General features: G+C 36.2%; 13 protein-coding genes. 6 read left to right on the top strand and 7 right to left on the bottom strand.

Features of this window, described 5'->3' with window-relative positions; genetic code table 11:
* Window positions 1–279: 279 nt before the first annotated feature.
* Window positions 280–1,815 carry a YifB family Mg chelatase-like AAA ATPase gene (locus AWV75_RS04515; protein ID WP_060873235.1) on the top strand — a complete coding sequence of 512 codons (1,536 nt, stop codon included), beginning with the start codon at window positions 280–282 and terminating at the stop codon, window positions 1,813–1,815.
* Between the two features lie 91 nt (window positions 1,816–1,906).
* Here AWV75_RS04515 and AWV75_RS04510 read toward each other — a convergent pair whose 3' ends face one another.
* The 4 genes from AWV75_RS04510 to gcvT all read right to left on the bottom strand — a co-directional run bounded on the left by AWV75_RS04510 (window position 1,907) and on the right by gcvT (window position 5,653).
* Window positions 1,907–2,689, bottom strand: coding sequence for a hypothetical protein (locus tag AWV75_RS04510; protein ID WP_060873234.1), 783 nt, complete (start codon window positions 2,687–2,689; stop codon window positions 1,907–1,909).
* Window positions 2,690–2,709: 20 nt separating this feature from the next.
* Complete coding sequence (ypfJ, locus tag AWV75_RS04505; RefSeq protein ID WP_060873233.1) at window positions 2,710–3,567, bottom strand: KPN_02809 family neutral zinc metallopeptidase; 858 nt, start codon at window positions 3,565–3,567, stop codon at window positions 2,710–2,712.
* 193 nt (window positions 3,568–3,760) lie between these two features.
* Complete coding sequence (locus tag AWV75_RS04500; protein WP_060873232.1) at window positions 3,761–4,471, bottom strand: YebC/PmpR family DNA-binding transcriptional regulator; 711 nt, start codon at window positions 4,469–4,471, stop codon at window positions 3,761–3,763.
* A 99-nt stretch (window positions 4,472–4,570) separates the two neighbouring features.
* Window positions 4,571–5,653: a glycine cleavage system aminomethyltransferase GcvT gene (gcvT, locus tag AWV75_RS04495; protein WP_060873231.1), complete on the bottom strand. Its 1,083-nt coding sequence runs from the start codon at window positions 5,651–5,653 to the stop codon at window positions 4,571–4,573.
* A 242-nt stretch (window positions 5,654–5,895) separates the two neighbouring features.
* On the opposite strand from gcvT, the gene AWV75_RS04490 reads away from it, so the two are divergent.
* On the top strand, window positions 5,896–6,201 hold the full coding sequence (locus AWV75_RS04490; protein WP_060873230.1) for a DUF6804 family protein: 306 nt from the start codon (window positions 5,896–5,898) through the stop codon (window positions 6,199–6,201).
* Between the two features lie 783 nt (window positions 6,202–6,984).
* Here AWV75_RS04490 and AWV75_RS04485 read toward each other — a convergent pair.
* From AWV75_RS04485 to AWV75_RS04475, 3 genes are all read right to left on the bottom strand, one after another.
* Window positions 6,985–7,680, bottom strand: a complete 696-nt coding sequence (locus AWV75_RS04485; RefSeq protein WP_060873229.1) for an RluA family pseudouridine synthase — start codon at window positions 7,678–7,680, stop codon at window positions 6,985–6,987.
* Window positions 7,681–7,757: 77 nt separating this feature from the next.
* Window positions 7,758–8,576 (bottom strand): 3-methyl-2-oxobutanoate hydroxymethyltransferase, encoded by an 819-nt coding sequence (gene panB, locus AWV75_RS04480; RefSeq protein ID WP_002991009.1) that lies wholly within the window; start codon window positions 8,574–8,576, stop codon window positions 7,758–7,760.
* A 58-nt stretch (window positions 8,577–8,634) separates the two neighbouring features.
* A complete protein-coding gene (locus AWV75_RS04475) occupies window positions 8,635–9,810 on the bottom strand; it encodes an SH3 domain-containing protein (RefSeq protein WP_060873228.1) in 1,176 nt (391 codons plus the stop codon).
* A 442-nt stretch (window positions 9,811–10,252) separates the two neighbouring features.
* Between AWV75_RS04475 and AWV75_RS04470 the strand changes: the two genes are divergently transcribed.
* The 4 genes from AWV75_RS04470 (at window position 10,253) to AWV75_RS04455 (ending at window position 19,465) form a co-directional block, all read left to right on the top strand.
* Window positions 10,253–11,803: a T9SS type A sorting domain-containing protein gene (locus AWV75_RS04470; RefSeq protein WP_060873260.1), complete on the top strand. Its 1,551-nt coding sequence runs from the start codon at window positions 10,253–10,255 to the stop codon at window positions 11,801–11,803.
* 2 nt (window positions 11,804–11,805) lie between these two features.
* On the top strand, window positions 11,806–15,051 hold the full coding sequence (locus AWV75_RS04465) for a hypothetical protein (protein WP_060873227.1): 3,246 nt from the start codon (window positions 11,806–11,808) through the stop codon (window positions 15,049–15,051).
* Window positions 15,052–15,058: 7 nt separating this feature from the next.
* Window positions 15,059–18,868, top strand: coding sequence for a DUF6443 domain-containing protein (locus tag AWV75_RS04460; protein WP_082711029.1), 3,810 nt, complete (start codon window positions 15,059–15,061; stop codon window positions 18,866–18,868).
* Window positions 18,869–18,952: 84 nt separating this feature from the next.
* The gene (locus AWV75_RS04455; protein WP_156424169.1) at window positions 18,953–19,465 is read left to right on the top strand and encodes a hypothetical protein; all 513 of its coding nucleotides are present in this window, start codon (window positions 18,953–18,955) and stop codon (window positions 19,463–19,465) included.
* Window positions 19,466–19,546: the final 81 nt, after the last annotated feature.

The following is a 19,546-nucleotide window of genomic DNA, read 5'->3' as shown; positions in this document are numbered from 1 at the left end:
TTCTTTTTCTTCGTTAGTACTAGTTACTCAACTAGAGTGCCAAAATGTAAACTATAGCATAAATAAATCTATTTTAAAGATATATTGTATTGATTTTCAATGTATTATTTTTTGTTGTTGCAGTTTTTAAATCAAAGAATAAAAAAAGGATGTTATAAAAAAATCGTTGCCAATTGGGGATGTGTTCTACAACTCTACATTTTTTACTTCCTTGAATTTAGGAATAAAATTTGATAAAGTATAAAATTAGGAAAAGAATATTAACAATAAATCCGAGATATGTTAACAAAAATATTTGGAAGTGCTGTGTTTGGCATTGATGCAACAACGATAACCATAGAAGTAAATGTCGATCATGGAGTAGGGTATTATTTGGTAGGATTGGCTGATCATGCCATTAAGGAAAGTTCCTATCGCATTGCGGCTGCTTTAGCCAATATAGGGTACCGACTGCCAGGAAAGCGAATCACAATTAACCTCGCCCCAGCAAATATGCGAAAAGAAGGTTCTGCTTATGATTTGCCGATTGCCTTAGGGATTTTAATTGCTTCTGAACAGATTAAAATGCACCTAAATGAAACCCATTACACCATGATGGGGGAATTGTCTCTTGATGGGACACTACAGAGTATTAATGGTGCTTTGCCTATTGCAATTAAGGCCAAAGAAGAAGGATTTAAAGGAATTATTTTGCCCAAGGACAATCAAAAAGAAGCTGCTGTTGTGGATGGGTTAGCCGTTTATGGAGTTGAGCATATTAGTGAGGTAATTGACTTTTTTGAAGGAAAATGCATACTTGACCCTTATCAGCTAGATTTTGAAAGTGATATGTTGAATCAAGAGGAAATGCTCGATCGAGATTTTAAGGATGTCAAAGGGCAAGAAAGTATTAAAAGAGCCATGGAGATTGCTGCTGCAGGGGGGCATAATATTATTTTGATCGGACCACCCGGTTCAGGAAAGACCATGCTAGCAAAACGGTTGGCGAGTATTTTACCACCCATGACCTTAGAGGAAGCATTAGAAACCACCAAAATACACAGTGTTGTAGGTAAAGCAAAAGACAAAGGATTAATTCGCGTGCGCCCGTTTCGAAATCCCCATCATACTGCGTCATCTGTGGCCTTGGTAGGAGGGGGGAGTTACCCTCAACCAGGTGAGATTTCACTTGCCCATAATGGCGTGTTGTTTTTAGATGAATTGCCCGAATTTAAACGTGAAGTATTAGAGGTGATGCGACAACCTCTAGAAGATCGTGAGGTGACAATCTCTCGCGCTAAATTTACAATTACGTATCCGTCTTCTTTTATGTTGGTAGCAAGTATGAATCCCAGTCCGAGTGGTTATTTCCATGAACCAGGTTCTAGGGTACAATCTACACAGGCAGAAATGCAACGCTATATCAACAAAATATCTGGTCCATTGCTAGATCGCATTGACCTTCATATTGAAGTGAACCCTGTTCCTTTTGAAAAATTAGCAGATAAACAATTAGCAGAACCTAGCTTAGCCATTCGCCAACGAGTAATTGCCGCTAGAAAACAACAAAGCATGCGTTTTGCGCCTTATCAAGGCATTCATTATAATGCGCAAATGACAACGCCATTGTTACGAGAGTATTGTAATCTAGAACCAGAGTCGTTAAAACTCTTAAAGACCGCAATGGATCGGTTGAACCTGTCCGCGCGAGCATATGATCGAATTTTAAAAGTAGCAAGAACCATTGCTGATTTGGAACATGTGGATAAAATAGAAGCCCATCACATCGCCGAAGCTATACAATACCGAAGCTTAGATCGAGAAGGATGGTTTTGATGCATGGGGCATCAAGTGTATTCCTGAATCAAAAATGCCTCACATTCAATGGAAGTGAGGCATTTGTATAGGGTATGAAGGAAGGGGTAAATTAAACTTTCGCTTCTTCTAAGTTGTAACCAATAATCTGCTTATACAAGGTAAAGTAGATAGAAAATAAGTAAGGTAAGGTGATTAAAATTCCGACAAGGAAGAAAAATAAACCTGAAAATACTAAGAAATAATTCAACACTACTGTTAGTATAATGGGAATGGGTTGTTTATTAACAATTTGAATACTTGTCTTAATTGCAGCAAAAGGAGACATACGACCAAAAATAATCAAAGGGGTAACAAATATCGTTAAGATATTGATTAACCAATTGATGATGATGGAAACCATTTCCAATTGATATTCTTTTAGTAGGACAGAAAATGCCGTAAAGAATAAAGTAATCAACCCTTGTGCGACAAAAATATAAGCTCCTTTTAGGTTGAAAAAATACTTAAAAACACTAGTAAAACGCGGAGTTTGTCCTAGTGCTGCTTCTGCATTTATCTTGTAAAATCCTGCAATAAGCACACTGGATAAAGCCGAAAATAAGACTGCAAAAAGCAAGTACGTATACAACAAAGGAGGTTGTGTTAATTTGTCTGTCAATTCAAGTAGTTTTTCTTGAATTTCAGCTGGGGTTGCGGTTTCATGGATATCTATGAATTGAGTTAAAGCAATAGATCCCAAGAAAGAAGCAAGAAAGAAAGCGAGTAATAAACTGACAACAACAAGCAAAATAGTTTTCTTGTAGTATGCAGCGGCTTCTTTCATGATTAGAAAAGGTTGGAAATCATATCCTTCATGTAGAATTTTTTGTATCGTTTGTTTTAAATTAGTCATTGTGGCTTTATAGTGAATTGTTATTTGATAAAATCGAATGTGTTGCCTTGTTTGATATCACCTGTTTGATATCCTTTCATGAACCATTCTTTACGTTGTTTAGAGCTACCGTGGGTAAAAGAATCAGGATTAACTTGTCCAGTTACTCTTTTTTGAATGGCATCGTCTCCAACAGCTTGTGCAGCACTTAAGGCAATATCAATATCTTTGGGTTCTAGGTATTTTTGAATGTGTTTAGCCCAAACACCGGCATAGAAATCGGCTTGTAATTCTTGGGCAACGGATAATTTATTGGCTTCTTTTTTTGAAAGCTTTTGTTGTTGTTCCCACACTTTAGCATTTGTTCCCAGTAAATTTTGGACATGGTGCCCAATTTCATGAGCAATGACATACGCAATCGCAAAATCGCCTTTTTCAGCTCCAAAACGCTGGTGTAATTCCTCGAAGAATCGCAAATCCATGTAAACGGTTTGATCCGCAGGGCAGTAGAAAGGGCCTACGCTAGCCTGTGCATGTCCACATTCGGTTTGCACTTGATCATCAAAGAGCTCGAGGTTAGGTTCTTGGTAGATTTGTCCCATTTGATCAAAAATATCATGCCAAACATCTTCCGTACTTCCAACGATAGCGGAAACCATTTTACCCATTTGAACTTCTTCGGATGAAAGGGTTCTTGTTTCCGTTTGTTCTGTTGTTTGTCCGCCTTGATTCAATTGCTCTAAGACTGGTGCAATTTGTTGTCCCGTTTCGCCTCCAAAAATAACAAGAAGCATGGCAATAATACCAATTAAACCTCCGCCTAATGCGGTTTTTCCAACCATCGACTTGCCTCGATTGTCTCGGACATTTTTACTTTCTCTGAGATTTTGCCATTTCATACGGATTCTGGATTTTTTCGTAAATGTATGAAAAAAATAGGTTAGTGGAAAGGGGGAAATGGGAAATGGGTTATGGGTGAAGGGGTATGGGTAAATGGGTAAGTTGCAACTACTCATCACCCATAGCCCATAATTTATTTCCATAAAAAAAGCCTCCCTAGGGAAGCTTTTTGATATATCCAAAGAAAGGAGATTACGCCATCGTAGTGAAAACGTTTTGAACGTCATCGTCTTCTTCAATTTTTTCTAATAATTTATCCACATCTGCTTGTTCCGTTTCAGATAGTTCTTTTGTAACTTGTGGAATACGGTCAAATCCAGAAGATAAGATTTCAATGTTTCTACTTTCTAGTTCTTTTTGAATCGCACCAAAACTTTCAAAAGGAGCATAAATCATTACTCCATCCTCATCTTCAAAAATTTCATCAATACCATAATCAATCAACTCCAATTCAAATTCTTCTAAATCTCTATTGGCGTCTGCAGGTATTCTAAAGTTACAAGTATGATCAAACATAAACTCTACTGAACCAGATGTTCCTAATGTACCATTACATTTATTGAAGTAACTTCTAATATTAGCAACTGTACGGTTATTGTTATCTGTAGCACATTCAATTAAGAAAGCAATTCCGTGAGGGCCATAGCCTTCAAATATTACTTCTTTATAGTTTTCGGTGTCTTTATCTGTAGCACGTTTTATTGCACGCTCAACGTTCTCTTTCGGCATATTAGCTGCCTTAGCGTTTTGCATAACTGCACGTAAGCGAGAGTTTGTTTCTGGGTTAGGTCCACCTTCTTTAATAGCCATTACAATGTCCTTACCAATTCTCGTAAACGTTTTTGCCATAGCAGACCAACGTTTTAGCTTACGTCCTTTTCTAAATTCAAACGCTCTTCCCATAATAATTTATAACTTGATTTAATAATGCAAAAATAAAAGATAAAAAAAATATATCATAAAAAAGAGGGGCTTATTTTAAGCCCCTAGTTTTTGATTCCATTATTTTTTGTAAAACGGTGTTTTTACCACTTTTGCTTCAACATCGTTCTTTCTAATTCTAATGTAGATTGTACTACCTTCAGCAGCATGTGCTAAGGTTACATACCCCATTCCAATTCCCTTTCCTAAAGAAGGTGACATTGTTCCTGAAGTAACTTTTCCAATTACAGCCCCTGTTGCATCAACAATTTCGTAATCGTGTCTTGGAATACCTTTTTCTACCAATTCAAATCCTACTAATTTGTTTTGTAGTCCTGCTTCTTTTTGTGCTTTTAAGATATCAGCACTGATGAAGTCTTTGGTGAATTTAGTAACCCATCCTAATCCTGCTTCTAAAGGAGAGATTTCATCGTTTAGCTCATTCCCATATAAACAATATCCCATTTCTAAACGCAAAGTATCACGTGCAGCTAATCCAATAGGTTTGATTCCCCAATTTGCACCAGCTTCAAATACTTTGTTCCAAATCATTTCGATATCTTCGTTTTTCGCGTAGATTTCAAATCCTCCTGAACCTGTATATCCTGTTGCAGAAATCACGACGTCTTTCGCTCCAGCAAAAGTATCGATGGTAAAGTTGTAAAATTTAAGATCAGTTAAGTTCACTGTCGTTAAGCTTTGCATAGCTTCAACAGCTTTAGGCCCCTGAATAGCTAAGATAGAGTAGCTGTCAGATAAGTTTTCAAGCGTTGCATTTACCTGATTATGTTGGTTAATCCACGTCCAATCTTTTTCGATATTCGATGCATTCACCACCATTAGGTATTCATTCTCATTGATTCTGTAGGTAATGATATCGTCGATTACTCCTCCTTTTTCATTTGGAAAATAACAGTATTGTGCTTTTCCATCTACTAACGTAGAAGCATCATTAGAAGTAACTTTTTGGATTAATGACAACGCATTCGGACCAGATAGTTTGAAAATTCCCATGTGAGATACATCAAATACCCCTACACCGTTTCTTACTGTCTCGTGTTCTGCATTTACACCTTCATATTGTACAGGCATTGAAAATCCTGCAAATGGAACCATTTTAGCTCCTAAACCTTCGTGAATGTGATTTAAAGTTACTTGTTTCATCGTGTTGTATATCAATTTTAATAATAGCGCTAAAGTAAACTAATTTTATTGGATTTGAAAGCGGGAATTTATATTCAATAAAAACACACTGAGCTTGTGTTATTTACAAGGTAGTTAAGATAAAATTTAATAGTTTATGGACTATTTGTGTATTTTATTTGAATTTTTGAAATCTTTTTTGGAACTTGGTTTTCAGCTTGTTAGGTTGTATCTTTGCAGTGTATTTAAAGAAACAAAAAACTATGGAAAAAGGATTAAAAATAGGCGCAATGTTATTGTTATTAGCAGGTATGCTAAGCTTGCCAAAAGATTTTTATGAATTGACAAAATTCATTTTGATTGCATTATTCGGTATCCTAGCTTACAATTCACACGTAGAAGCAAATATTAAAGGAACTGGACTTTATATTGCTTTAATCATCTTGTTTCAACCTTTCGTTCCGATTCCATTTGGGGCTACGGTGTGGATGGTGATTCACGGTGCAATTCTTGTGTTTCTAGGAGCTACCTTATTCACTCCTAAAAGTAAGCTTCGCAAAGCTATTTAATGAAAAGTTAATATACAAGAAATATTTATAAAATTTTAGTCTATCCAGATTTTCTGGATAGACTTTTTTTTATGGGATAAATTCTACTAAAATGGGCCAGCTACAAGGTAAATGAATGCTTTTGACTAAATGTAGAGAATTATAATAGGGAAGCGGTTTATTCGGAATGTTTTATTAATATTTAGATTTTTTAATAATTTTTATATTAAAATGTTTTATTATTGATTTTTTTTAGTATATTGCATAGGGTAAATAAATGTATTACTGTATTTTTTATTAGTTGTTAAAATGAGTATTCAGTGTTTCTTCTTACTTTGTGGGGACTTGGTTTAAGAATAAAAACGAATACGAAAGAAATTAAAAAGGGTTGCTGTTAAGCAACCCTTTTTTATGGTGTACGGTTTACGGTGTACGGTTTACAGTAAACGGTTTGAATTTTCTGATAGAGAAAAACCTTCTTAAGAGAATGAAATCTCATTCTTTTCTTCTTAATTAATAAAGAGTTGGTAGTGGTTTTGTTGGACATTCTTTGGACAATGCTTGGAGTATACTAGGAAAACAGGCCTTTTTGTCGAAGGAATGTCGAAGGAAAGTCCAAGGAAGGTCGAAGAAAGGTTCAAGGAAAGTCGAAGGAAAGTCGAAGGAACAGTAGGGTTATGGGGTATGAGTGAACGTCCCTAAATGAACGTCGATTTTCAAAAAAGCCTCTTGCAAAAAAGCAAACCTCATCCCCTCATCTTCTCACCGCCTTACAAAACACAACCCTCACAAAAAACAAATGCATCACCCATTAATCACATTCCAAATCACCTCATCTGGTGTTGGAGCTATGATTGTCAAAACTTCTTTGGTTACAGGATGAGTAAAGGTTAAGGATCGAGCATGTAAGTGAATTCCACCATCGGGATTACTGCGATCAGCACCATACTTCAAATCGCCTTTTATTGGACAACCTACTGCAGCTAATTGGCAGCGTATTTGATGATGACGTCCTGTGTGTAAATCAATTTCCAAAGCTGAATAATGTTTCAGCTGGTGAAACAAACGATAGGTTAATTTTGCTTTTTTACTATTGGAAACTTCTTTGTTATGGGCTTTGGATGTATTGTTCTTTGGATTTCTAACCAGGTAATGCTCCAGGGTGTCTTCTACTTTAGGAGGAGCATCTTTCACCACCGCCCAATAGGTTTTCTTCGTTTCTCTGTTTTTGAACGATTCATTTAAACGGGTCAATGCTTTGGATGTTTTAGCAAATACCACAATTCCCGATGTAGGACGATCCAAGCGATGTACCACACCTAAATAAGCTTCCCCTGGTTTATTGTACTTTTTCTTTAAATACAATTTGATGATGTCACTTAACGGCATATCTCCCGTTTGGTCCCCTTGAACTAAATCACCTACGCGTTTATTAATCACGATGAGGTGATTGTCTTCGTGTAAGATTTGTAAATTATCTGGAGTAGAAACAACTTTCATACGATGAATTTTAAAACAAAAATATCCTTTTAAATGTAAAAGGATATTTTTGAATGTATATTTTGTAAAAAAACAGGTTAATACTGTTCGTTTTCATTAGGGAAATCTACTGCTTTTACATCGTCAACATATTGTGCAACAGCATCTTTCATCTGATCAAAAATGTTTAAATAACGACGTAAGAATTTAGGGTTGAACTCATGTGTTAATCCAATCATATCATGGATGACCAACACTTGTCCGTCCACACCATTACCTGCTCCAATACCAATAACAGGAATAGAAATGCTCTCTGCTACTTTTTTCGCTAATGTTGCTGGAATTTTTTCTAATACAACAGCAAAACATCCGATTTCCTCTAACATTTTAGCGTCTTTCATCAACTGTTCTGCTTCTTCCTCTTCTTTGGCTCTAACCGTGTACGTTCCAAATTTATAAATGGATTGAGGAGTTAAACCTAAATGTCCCATTACCGGAATACCCGCCTCTAAAATGCGTTTGATTCCTTCTTTGATTTCAATACCACCTTCCATTTTTACGGCATGCGCACCACTTTCTTTCATAATTCGGATAGAAGAACGCAATGCCTCTTTAGGATCAGATTGGTAAGAACCAAAAGGTAAATCCACGACAATTAAAGCTCTATCTGCACCTCGTACAACCGATTGTGCATGGTATATCATTTGATCTAGTGTAATTGGCAATGTTGTTTCGTGTCCTGCCATTACATTACTAGCAGAATCTCCAACTAACATGACATCAATTCCACCAGCTTCTAAAACCTTGGCCATTGAGTAATCATAACAAGTAAGCATTGATATTTTTTCTCCATTGGCTTTCATATCAATCAGCGACTTAGTAGTCACTTTTTTATAATCTTTCTTTGCTACTGACATTGTTGTTTATTTTGTAATTCCTTGTAAAAGTAGAGTAAAAAGACTTGAAATAAAAAAATTAGCAGTAATAAATCAATTCTACTCGCAATAATTCATTATTGCGAAACTCAAAACTGTAGAGTACATCGTCCACGGCAATGTAATAAGTATGTTCAATTGGATCAATGGTTGTGATTAATCCCTTGGCTAATTTTAGAAAGAGTGTTTCAGTAGTGTACTGCTCCAACAAGTGATTATCTAGGATAAAACCATTTTGATTGAGCATGTCCATTTTTCTTACTTTATAGGTATGATCCAGGTCATGCGTGATAAATTCAGCCGAATTAAAGTATGAATTAGATTCGTAATCTCCCAAGGCGCAATCTTCTAAATTGGCAGATTCATCAATCGGATACCCCAAGTAGTTGTGAATCCAATCGATATCAAAACCGTCTAGGGGTTCAACTTTTCCGTTTAAGGCAAAGCCAAATTGCTTTTTCTTAACCATTTTATTCACTTTAGAAGAATCTCCTACTTTCGGCATGGATTTAAATACGTCCAATTGCAGTTTCAACAATTCTACTTTTTCCGTTTCGTCTTGTTTTGTAGCAAAGTCGATATAAAGCTGAATGGCCTTTTGTGTTTCTTTGTCTTCGCTATTCCATCCTAGTTCCAAGATGCGCTCTGCGTATTTGCGTTGTTCGTTCACTTCGGTTGCGCCTTTGTACGCTTGGATCAACTCACTCATTACAGGGCGTTCACCTAAATATTGTACAGCTACATAACCATATCCATCTTTATACGAAATCGGTACCCATGCATTTTGGTCATACGGATAAAATTCAATTGGTACTGCTGTTCCAATTAGGACAGTTCCCAATACACTAGCAGTACTACTTGGGTACTCGCGCACTTTTAATCCCGCTACAGTTGTGAATAGGTGAGGGGATCCATAGTACTCGTCCATTTCAATAATGGGAGCAGGCGCTGCAGGTGAATCTTCGGTATAGTATTCTTTTAGGTTTTGGGTATCCACAATATAAATGGGATTCTCATAATCGCGGTCGATCTGCACCAAACGCTTGTTGATTTTCTCATAGTACGAAAGGTGAGCATTGGAAATAAAAATTCCCGCCTTTTGAGTCGCTGCTTTGTCTTTGTAAGCTTCTGTAGGTTTGGACGTGTATAAGGTTGGGGATTGTGCTAGAACCGGAAGGGTACAGCAAAATAATAAGGCTTGAACGAGTGTTTTCATACGGTTGTTCTGTTATTCAATATCGTTAATTGAGGACGCAAATGTGCTAAAAAAAAACAATACTGAAAATAGAAAAATGTAAAGTAGAGCTGAATTTCACTATTTCTGGGGAGGAAGTAGGAAGGAATAAACAGTCAGAATAAATAGATTGTGATATTTTGGAAAATGCTATGTATTCTCCTTCATTAGATAAAAACTACTTGTGAAGTAAAAGTGTAGTATGAATATTCTTGAGGTTTAAATACCTACTAAATGTGATTTTTTAATCACTATATCTTCTGTTAATGAGAATATGTGAATTATTTATCTTTAATTTTTATTTTAAAATAGTTAAAATCACATAATTTAACTAAATATTATTTTAAATAGATATTTTTGTAAGGAATAAGTAAAGGTTTAAGTTATTAAGAATGAGTTTGACTTAATGAAATATGAATTGTATATGAAAATAAAACTACTACTAGTTACTTTAATCCCTATACTAGGATTTAGTCAAAAAGTAAAATGGGAACAAACGTTAGGTAGTACCCATGCGGAATACCTATTTGATGTGTTACCAACCGCCGATTATGGTTTTTTGTTAGCGGGGAGTTCCTTGTCCAATGAAGGAGGAGATATCAAAGCGAAGCGCCGTGGCAATATCGATGCTTGGTTGTGGAAGATGAAAGAGGATGGTGCCCAAGAATGGCAATATCGCTTAGGCGGTGACGGAAATGATTATTTGCATAGCATTTGCCATACGAAAGATGGTGGTTTTTTGTTGGGGATAACATCCACCTCTGGAATCTCAGGCGATAAAACAGAAGAAAATAAGGGCAAGGAAGATTTGTGGCTGGTGAAGCTCAATGCCGCTAAGACGATCGAATGGCAACGCAGTTATGGTGGAATAGGAACGGAGGAAATCGTCAAGGTGATTGCTCTAAAAGGAGGAGATTATGCGGTACTAGCCAATAGTAATTCCGTTGTGTCGGGTGATAAAACGGCTTCTTATTATGGAGGGATGGACCTGTGGATTTTGCGATTAAATGCACAAGGTGCTATTGTGTGGCAAAAGAGCTATGGAGGGGAATATAAAGAAGTGGGGATTGATATCATCGAAACAGCAAATCGCGGGTTACTTATTGGTGCTCAATCGAATTCTCCTCGCAGTGGCACTAAAACAGCCGAAGCTTATGGAGGTATGGATTATTGGCTGATTCACTTAGATGCAACAGGAAAAGAGCAATGGCAACGCACCTACGGTGGAGCACAAGAAGAGGAACTAAAAGAAATTCAACAAGTAAAAGACGGAGGTTATGCGCTATTTGGTATGTCTAATTCAGATGTATCGGGAAGTAAAACCAGCAAACAAGAAAGTCAATTAGATTATTGGGTGGTTCAAGTGGATGAACGCGGCAGCGAAGTAGCATCATTTGTGTATAGCTATGGAGATTACAATATGTTGACCAATGGTTTTGTGGATTCTAAGGGAGACTTCTTTTTGGGAGGAAGTAGCTTGAATGAGGCAGAAAAGGACGCCACCTTTGAATATTTGGGTACTCGTTTAGATGGAGAACGCAGTGTTGCTTGGGAGAAATCCATCAGCAGCAAGGGCAACGATGTGTTGACTAAAGTCATTCAAACTCGTGATGGAGGCTATGTTTTTGCAGGTACGTCCAATGGCGAAAAGAGTAAGGTGAAGACTGCACAAAAAGGAGGGAATGACTTTTGGATTGTCAAAGTAGAACCAGAGGAGAAAGAAAGAGAAGAGTCTACGCGTATTACTCTGGAGGCTTTTCCTAATCCAACGACTGGTTTTTCGAATATCGTGATGAATTTCGCCTATACTAAAGGAAAAATGGAAGTCTATGATTTAAGTGGACGCCTATTGCAAAGCAGAACGATTGAGTATCAAACAGAACCGGTTGATTTAACAGCGCTATCTCGAGGAACCTATATTATTTGGGTGAAAACCGATACGGAAAGTGGAAGTATTAACGTAGTAAGAAGATAAAAATGAAAAAGATATATTTTTTAGTAGTATTTATTTTAGGAGGAATACACTTTTCTTTTGGGCAAGAAGAGGTTAAAAATGAGTTGAATTTGATCTTACCTTCTTCAACCTCTTATTCGTTGGGAAGTTACGGACAACACAGTATCGGGATGTTTACTGGTACGGTTCAAGAACAGATTGAGTTGTATAACTACAAGGTGAAGGATTTAGCTGTGCCTATTACGTTGAGCTACTCCTCCAATGGGATAAAAGTAGATCAGGCAGAGAATAATGTGGGGATTGGTTGGGTACTCAATGCAGGTGGAGTCATAACCCGAGTTGTAAATGGCAAAGCCGATGAAAGGAGATCCAATAAGTTGCCACCTGATGCACACTGTGATGATCAGGAAATGGTAAACTATGTGTACCATAATTCACGAACTGGTTTATTAGATACAGAACCTGATTTGTTTCTATTTAACTTTTTAGGACGAAGTGGACAATTTACCCTAGATGACAATAAACAGGTGTTGTTGTTGAAACAAGAAGATTTAGAAATTAAAATGCTGAAAGGGACGGATCAGAACTACTATTTTACAGTCCGTGATGAGCAGGGAATAACCTATGTTTTTGATCAACGAGAAGTGACAACTACAGAATATGATTATTCATACGATAGTGCTGTTACGGCTTGGTATTTAAAGTCAATCACTTCACCTAAAGGGACTGTGGTTTATTTTGAATATACAGACGATCATTTTTCTTATCTCCAACAAGCAAGCCATTCAATTAAAAAAATTAAAATTGAAAATACTTGCAGTAATAATAGTGGAGCACCAAAGGAAAAATGGGAGTATGCAATGAATACAGTATATACTAATATGAAAACTGCTGTTTTGTCTCGTATTTATAGTAATAATCCCTATTATGGAGAAGTTTTGTTTAAACAAGAGTATAGTCGACCTCATTTTGATCATTTAAAAGGAGAACCTAAATTAATTTCAGCGGTTATAGTTCAAAATCAAGCAAGGCAAACAGTGGAACATATCAAGTTAGACTATGTTTCCACAAGAAATAGAAGAACATTTTTAAATAAAGTGCAATTCCTAGCTCCTAATCACCAGTATGAATTCGAATATTACAATCCAGAAGGACTTAATGAAAGATTTGGCTCTAAAGATGCTTGGGGATATAACAGTAGAGATCGCGGAGATTTTCCAGATCCTATTAGCAATTGGATGTTAATTAAAGACCGTAATTTAGGGTATGAAAAGCATCCTCAGGTTAGTGTAGGAAACAAGTATACAGATACATATGCTATTGTTGCAGGACTATTAAAAAAAATAATTTTCCCAACCAAGGGATATACGACGTTTTCCTATCAACCCAATAGTGTAGTGGACGGTGAACTTATACCTGCGAAGTATGGAATAGCTTCAATGAGTTTAATGTATGGGAGTCGACCTGAACCGGTATATTTTAAAACTTTGGATGAATATACTGTAGAAGCGGAGTTGAGTTTAGGTTTTTATGATCCGAATTATAATCCAGGAGGTGCGGAATATCCTATTGATCAGGAGGGGTATTATTTTAATCTAATGAAGGAAAGTCCTAAAGGGTCAGGTAGATATGTTCAGGCTTATTCTCGTTTGACAACAGAAAAAGTACATCAATTAGTGGTGAGAAAACTTCAAGTAGATCCTTTTGCCAAGTATAAATTAGAGGGATTTTATACTGGTTTTAAGAATGACAGAGTAGGAGTAATAGGAATTAAATATAAAGCATCTAATGATACCATTGTTGAAAAAGAGCTAGCACTTAATGGTGTCAGTGTGAGTAGTATAGAGTCATATACTGCTGATGATGAATTAGCACTTAAGAAAAGATATAGTTATTTGGATTTAGATACAGGAAGCTCCTCAGGAAGTAATTATTTTGATACATATGTATATGTCGCAAGAGGTGAAGAACTAACTCTGTGTAATACTGGAGGAATGTTTCCTTTACCCATTTATAATCCATCAATTACTGTTTTTTCAAATAGTCTTTTATCGTTGAATGATCCTATTGGAGATGGAAGGGTAGCTTATGGTAGTGTTGTAGAACAAATACAATATGGTGATTCTTCTAGTTCAATGACGCAGTATAAATATTACTTGGACCATGGTATGATGGGTTTTTCCTGTATAACAAATGGTTTTTCTGGACCTCCAAAGTGGACTCGGTCTAATTGGCATCATGGTCTTTTATCTGAGAAACATGTTTTTAATGAGAAAAAAGAAAAGGTACTTAGTGAAGTTTATACGTATGAAGAAGATCAATCTAAGCGATTGCTTGTTAGAGGGTTGTCTTCCCGTATTAAATATATGTCTACAACGGGCTATACAAATGATGGAGCAAATATCAATCCCTTAAACATTAAGCATATTGGATATACAAAATATGAGATAAACTCATTTAGAAACTATTTAAAATCAGTGACTTCAACTAAGTATGAAGGAACAAAATCCATAGAAGAGAAGCAAACTTTTGCCTATACTAGTCCTTATCATTATCAGAAGACACAGACAACAATAGAAACGCCTACTGCTACTATAGTAGAACGTTATTTTTATCCGGACGATGTAGTTTCTCAAGTGAGTTTACCAGGAGACGTACTTTCTGCTGATGTTTATCAGGGGATTAGTAAACTTAAAAAACAAAATGATCACAGTCCTGCCCAATTAATTCAAACGGGTATTTACAAAGATAATACTTGGCAAGGTAGTACGCGTAATATCTATAAGTTATGGAACAATAAAGCCTTATTTACTACGCAGGTAGTGAGTAAAGGAGAACAAAGTTTTTTTCCTAGTAATTTGGCTGTTACTTATTATGACCGTCACTTTAATGTACAAGAAATAGAAGATAAAAGTGGAAGTAAAACCGTTTACCTCTATGGGTATGGACAAACCTTACTTATTGCTCGCATTGAAAATGCAACCAAAGAACAAGTAGCCAGTGCACTAGGTGTTAGCATTGCCAATTTAGTTACAATCAATGAAACCAAATTGACCCAACTCAATAATTTGAGAACAAATGCTGCTTTAAAAGAGGCTTTGATTACCACCTATGAGCATAAACCTTTAGTGGGAATTACGAAAATGACAGATTCCAAAGGAACCAGTATGTCTTATGAATATGATCTTTTTAACCGTTTAAAAGCGATAAAAGACAACGAGGGAAATATCATCGAAGAATACGAATACAATTATAAAAACAATCAATAGAATTACAATGAAACAAATTACACGTTATATCTTGTTTGTGTTTGGCTTGACTTGTAGTTCCATGGAAGCACAAACGCGCTCAGAAAACTACATTAAAACAACACAGCCTCAGTACGCAACGGCAACGACTGCTCATGCGTTGTATAATAAGCCCAAGTTAGAGACTGTGGTGTATTATGATGGTTTAGGTCGTCCCAAGCAAGAAATTGCAGTGGGAATAGGTGCTTTAAATCGCAATGTGGTTAAACATATCGAATATGAGTTGAATTTAGGACAAACAAAGGATTATTTACCTTTTGTAGAACAATATTATCCAGATAATTCACTTCAATTGCATCTCAATGAAAAACGAGATTTTATCCCCAATGCTAAAAGTCAGACTGAAGCGTTTTACGACAGTGCGAAATACGAACGCACAACCAATCCGTATAGCGAAACGGAATTTGAGAAATCCCCTTTAAAGCGAGTGTTACAACAAGCTTCACCAGGGGAAGACTGGAAAATGGCAGCCAATGCGAGCCATACGGTCAAGCATACCTATGGGTTTAATGTATCCAATCAAGTAAAGAAATTCAAAGCGATAGCCACATGGAATGCGAGTTTGAAAGCATATGACATTCGCTTGGTGGATGAGGGGTATTTCGCAGCCAATAAGCTGTATGTCACGTCAACTAAAGATGAGGATGGTAACTATTCGAATCGTTTCACAGATCAAGAAGACAAAGTTTTAGCTACGGTTCAATTGTTAGATCGTGAATTGGCAGTTGTGGATCCTACCCGGCCAGGTGGTTCGTTATCTGGAGGCATTACTAGTGGTATTTCAAATGAGTTAGCGGGAAAAAGTGCGAGTGAAATCATTAATAATGCAGAAGACATCGGAAATAACTTAACGGATCAGGTATCTAACGGAGTGAACTCACTTACTCCACCTGTTAAACCAATAGATCCAGGTATTTGGAGTCCGTATGTTGGAATCGCGCTTTATACTTATTATGTCTATGACCAGTATAATAACTTAACGTATGTCTTACCTCCTTTGTCTTACGGAAAAACGGACGCCACAACCTTAGATCAGTTGTGTTATCAGTACCAATACGACCACAAGAATCGATTGGTGGCGAAGAAACTCCCTGGGAAAGAGTGGGAGTTTATGGTGTATGATAAAGCTGATCGCCTATTGGCACAAGGTCCGGTGTATAGCCCATTTGGAGATGAAGCAAAAGGTTGGATGTTTAGCAAATACGATGCTTTTGGGCGTGTGGTATATACTGGATTCTATACAGGTACTCCAAGTACAGCAGCAGGAAGAACTACGTTTCAAAATTTAGTCGATTTATCTACAGATATCTACGAAAAAAGAACGGTGCCTAGAACTATTGATAGGGTAATGGTACCCTATACTAATAACATAATGCCGAAGACTGAACTGAGAATTTTGAAACTTAATTATTATGATGATTATGAGTTTATAAACAATACTGAAATTCCAGAACAGGTAGAAGGACAAACCGTTATTTTACAAGTAAAGGGACTGGCAACAGGAACATGGACCAAAATTCTTCATCCTAGTCCTATTGCATTATCAGATCATATGATTGAATACAAACTTTATGATGATAAAGAGCAAATACTTAGAAATCATCGAGATTATGTTACTGTTTCCAGAGGTTTGACTCGAGTTGATACGAAGTATAATTTTAGAGGACTTCCAATAAAAACTGTTACGAAGCATCAATTTAGTGGCGGGAGTCAACCAATAGAGATTATGGAAACATTTACGTATGATAAAGCTGAACGTTTAATGTATCAAACTCATAAAGTAGGCAATGCTGATCCTGTGGTTCTTTTTGAAAATGTATACGATGAATTGGGACGCATTAAACAGAAAAGAGTTGGAGGCAAATTAGGGAACATTTTTAAACCCCGAGATTTGGAACAAAATGACAAAGTTATTGATAGACCTATAGCAGTTGCAGAAGCAACAATTCGCTCCTCTTTTCTACAAGAAATTAATTATACCTATAATATCCGCGGTTGGTTGACTCAGGTAAACAATGCGAATAATTTAGAGGCAGGTGATTTTGGTAAGAAAGCTTTGTTTGCGATGAAGCTGAATTACAATACCTTGGATAGTGAGGGGATTGGTGGAGTCAAAAAACTATACAATGGGACTATCGCTGAACAAACGTGGAAAACCGCCCAAGATAATGTATTGCGTCGCTATAGTTATGCCTATGATAAGGTTAACCGTTTAAAAGCTGGAACCTATCAAGAACCTGCGGGTATCATGCCCATCATTGGACTGTATGATGAAAAAATGAGCTACGATGCCAATGGGAATATTAGGAGCTTAAACCGCAAAGGACGTAGTGTGAATACCGCTATTGCTTTGGATTTAGATCAGTTGACCTACAGTTACGAAGGCAATATCCTACAAAAAGTAGTGGATAGCTCCAACAATACCGATGGCTTCAAACAGGGAAGTACTGCCGCTAAACATTACGATTACGATAGTTTTGGTAATCTGAAAGTAGATCGAAACAAAGGAATTACGAGAATCAAGTACAACCACTTGAATTTACCTGTGGAAATCCTATCTGATCGAGGGAAAATCACTTATCTTTATACAGCGACAGGTGAGAAAATAAATAAAGTAGTAACCCAAGGAGGAGGTGGTTTTACTGTGAATTATTTGGATGGTTTCCAATATTTTATGGGGAAATTACTATTCTTCCCAACCGCAGAAGGGTATTTCAATGCAGAAACGCAAAACTATGTATACCAATACCGCGACCATTTAGGTAATGTTCGTTTGAGCTATTCAGATGCGAATAAAAATGATAAAATCGACGTTGGTGAGATCATTGAAGAAACGAATTACTATCCATTTGGATTGGCTCATCAAGGGTATAACGAGAAGAATAATACCATAGCTCAAAACTATAAGTATCAATACAACGGAAAAGAGAAACAAGATGAGCTAGGATTAAACGTATATGATTACGGTGCAAGGAACTATGATGCTGCACTTGGTCGATGGATGAATGTGGATCCGTTGGCGGAGAAATTCCCAGCATGGACACCGTATCATTATGTACACAACAATCCGATGAATTTGATTGACCCTACGGGGATGAGCGCGGAGGAGAGTGATGATTGGTTTAAGAAAGGAGATGATATAGTCTGGTTCAATAGAACTGATTCAGAATTTACTGACGATAATAAGGAAACTTGGAAAAATGTTGGAGCAACTTTAACTGATGTTAAGCAGAATCTGAATATTCCTGAAGACAAAAATGTTAATTGGACTACTTTAAGCGCTTTGTCTTTAGGTAGAGGAGATGGAGGTAGAAAAGGTGCTTTTGCTCCAGTGGTGATTAAAAATACTGCTCATGTTAGTTTTGATTTTAGTATAGAAGGAACAGGAAATAATATGTTTGAATCTAATTTAATTGATGGCCAATCTAGAATATCTGGATTGAATATTAATGTAAGAATGTCATCTGAGACTGACGCACCTGGAACTATGTTAATGGCTATAGGAGGAAATATAGGTTTGAGAGGTTCAACTCCTCTTGGTAACCGCAATATAGTAGCAAGTAATCCTTTTTCAGATTTACCATATTCTATGTTATCAAATTCTAATTGGCATGCTTCGGGGCAAACAACAATGAATATAGGTTTTAATAGATTAAAAAATATGACAAATAATTTTACAGAGACATCAAGTTTAAACTTGGGGATTAACTCAACTGTTAAATATCAATTGGGCGGTAAAAACGGTTTTATATCAACTTCTACAAACCTTAGATTTTAAATAATGACAAAAACTTTTCTTTTTATTAGTCTATTTTTTCTTGCTTTCAACTGTAGTAATCCTAAAACCCAAAAACCATCAGAAATGGAAGATAAATACATTGAGAGTTACGAAAAATGGAATTTAGAAGCTGATTCTCAAGAGAAACAGGATTCTGTTTTATATTATATTGATAAATTGATAGATATTAGTAATGATGATTTTTATAAAATAGAAAAAATAAAGATTTTATATAGAATAGAGAAATATGAGGATGCTTTATCTGTATTTAGAAACCTAAAAGAACAAGATTCATTTGCGATTGATTTATTTAGAAGTCTTATAGAGATCAAGGATGACCCAAAGAATCCAAGTGTTATTTTACAGCGTATTGATCAGAAATATGAGAGTAAAGAATTAACAAGAGAAGATAGATTTTACAAAATAGCTTTAGATTATTATCTTCAAGGCAGAGATTATGCAATTGATGAGATTAATAATGTAGTACGTAAAGGAGAGTTATCAAAATATGAAAAGGAACTTTATGAAATACTTCAGGAGAAAATACAAAATGGAGAGGATGGTTTGGAGGTGTTATTTTATTTATATAACCTTTAGTTATTACTAATGTTAATCTATAATAACAAACCTTGATACCGCACGAATTTTTCGTGTGGTAGATAAATAGAAAAAGTCCAG

The organism is Myroides odoratus (assembly GCF_001549985.1).
GTDB classification, from domain to species: Bacteria; Bacteroidota; Bacteroidia; order Flavobacteriales; family Flavobacteriaceae; genus Flavobacterium; species Flavobacterium odoratum_A.
The sequence above is the reverse complement of the archived record's forward strand: the minus strand, read 5'-3'. Positions and strand labels throughout refer to the sequence as shown.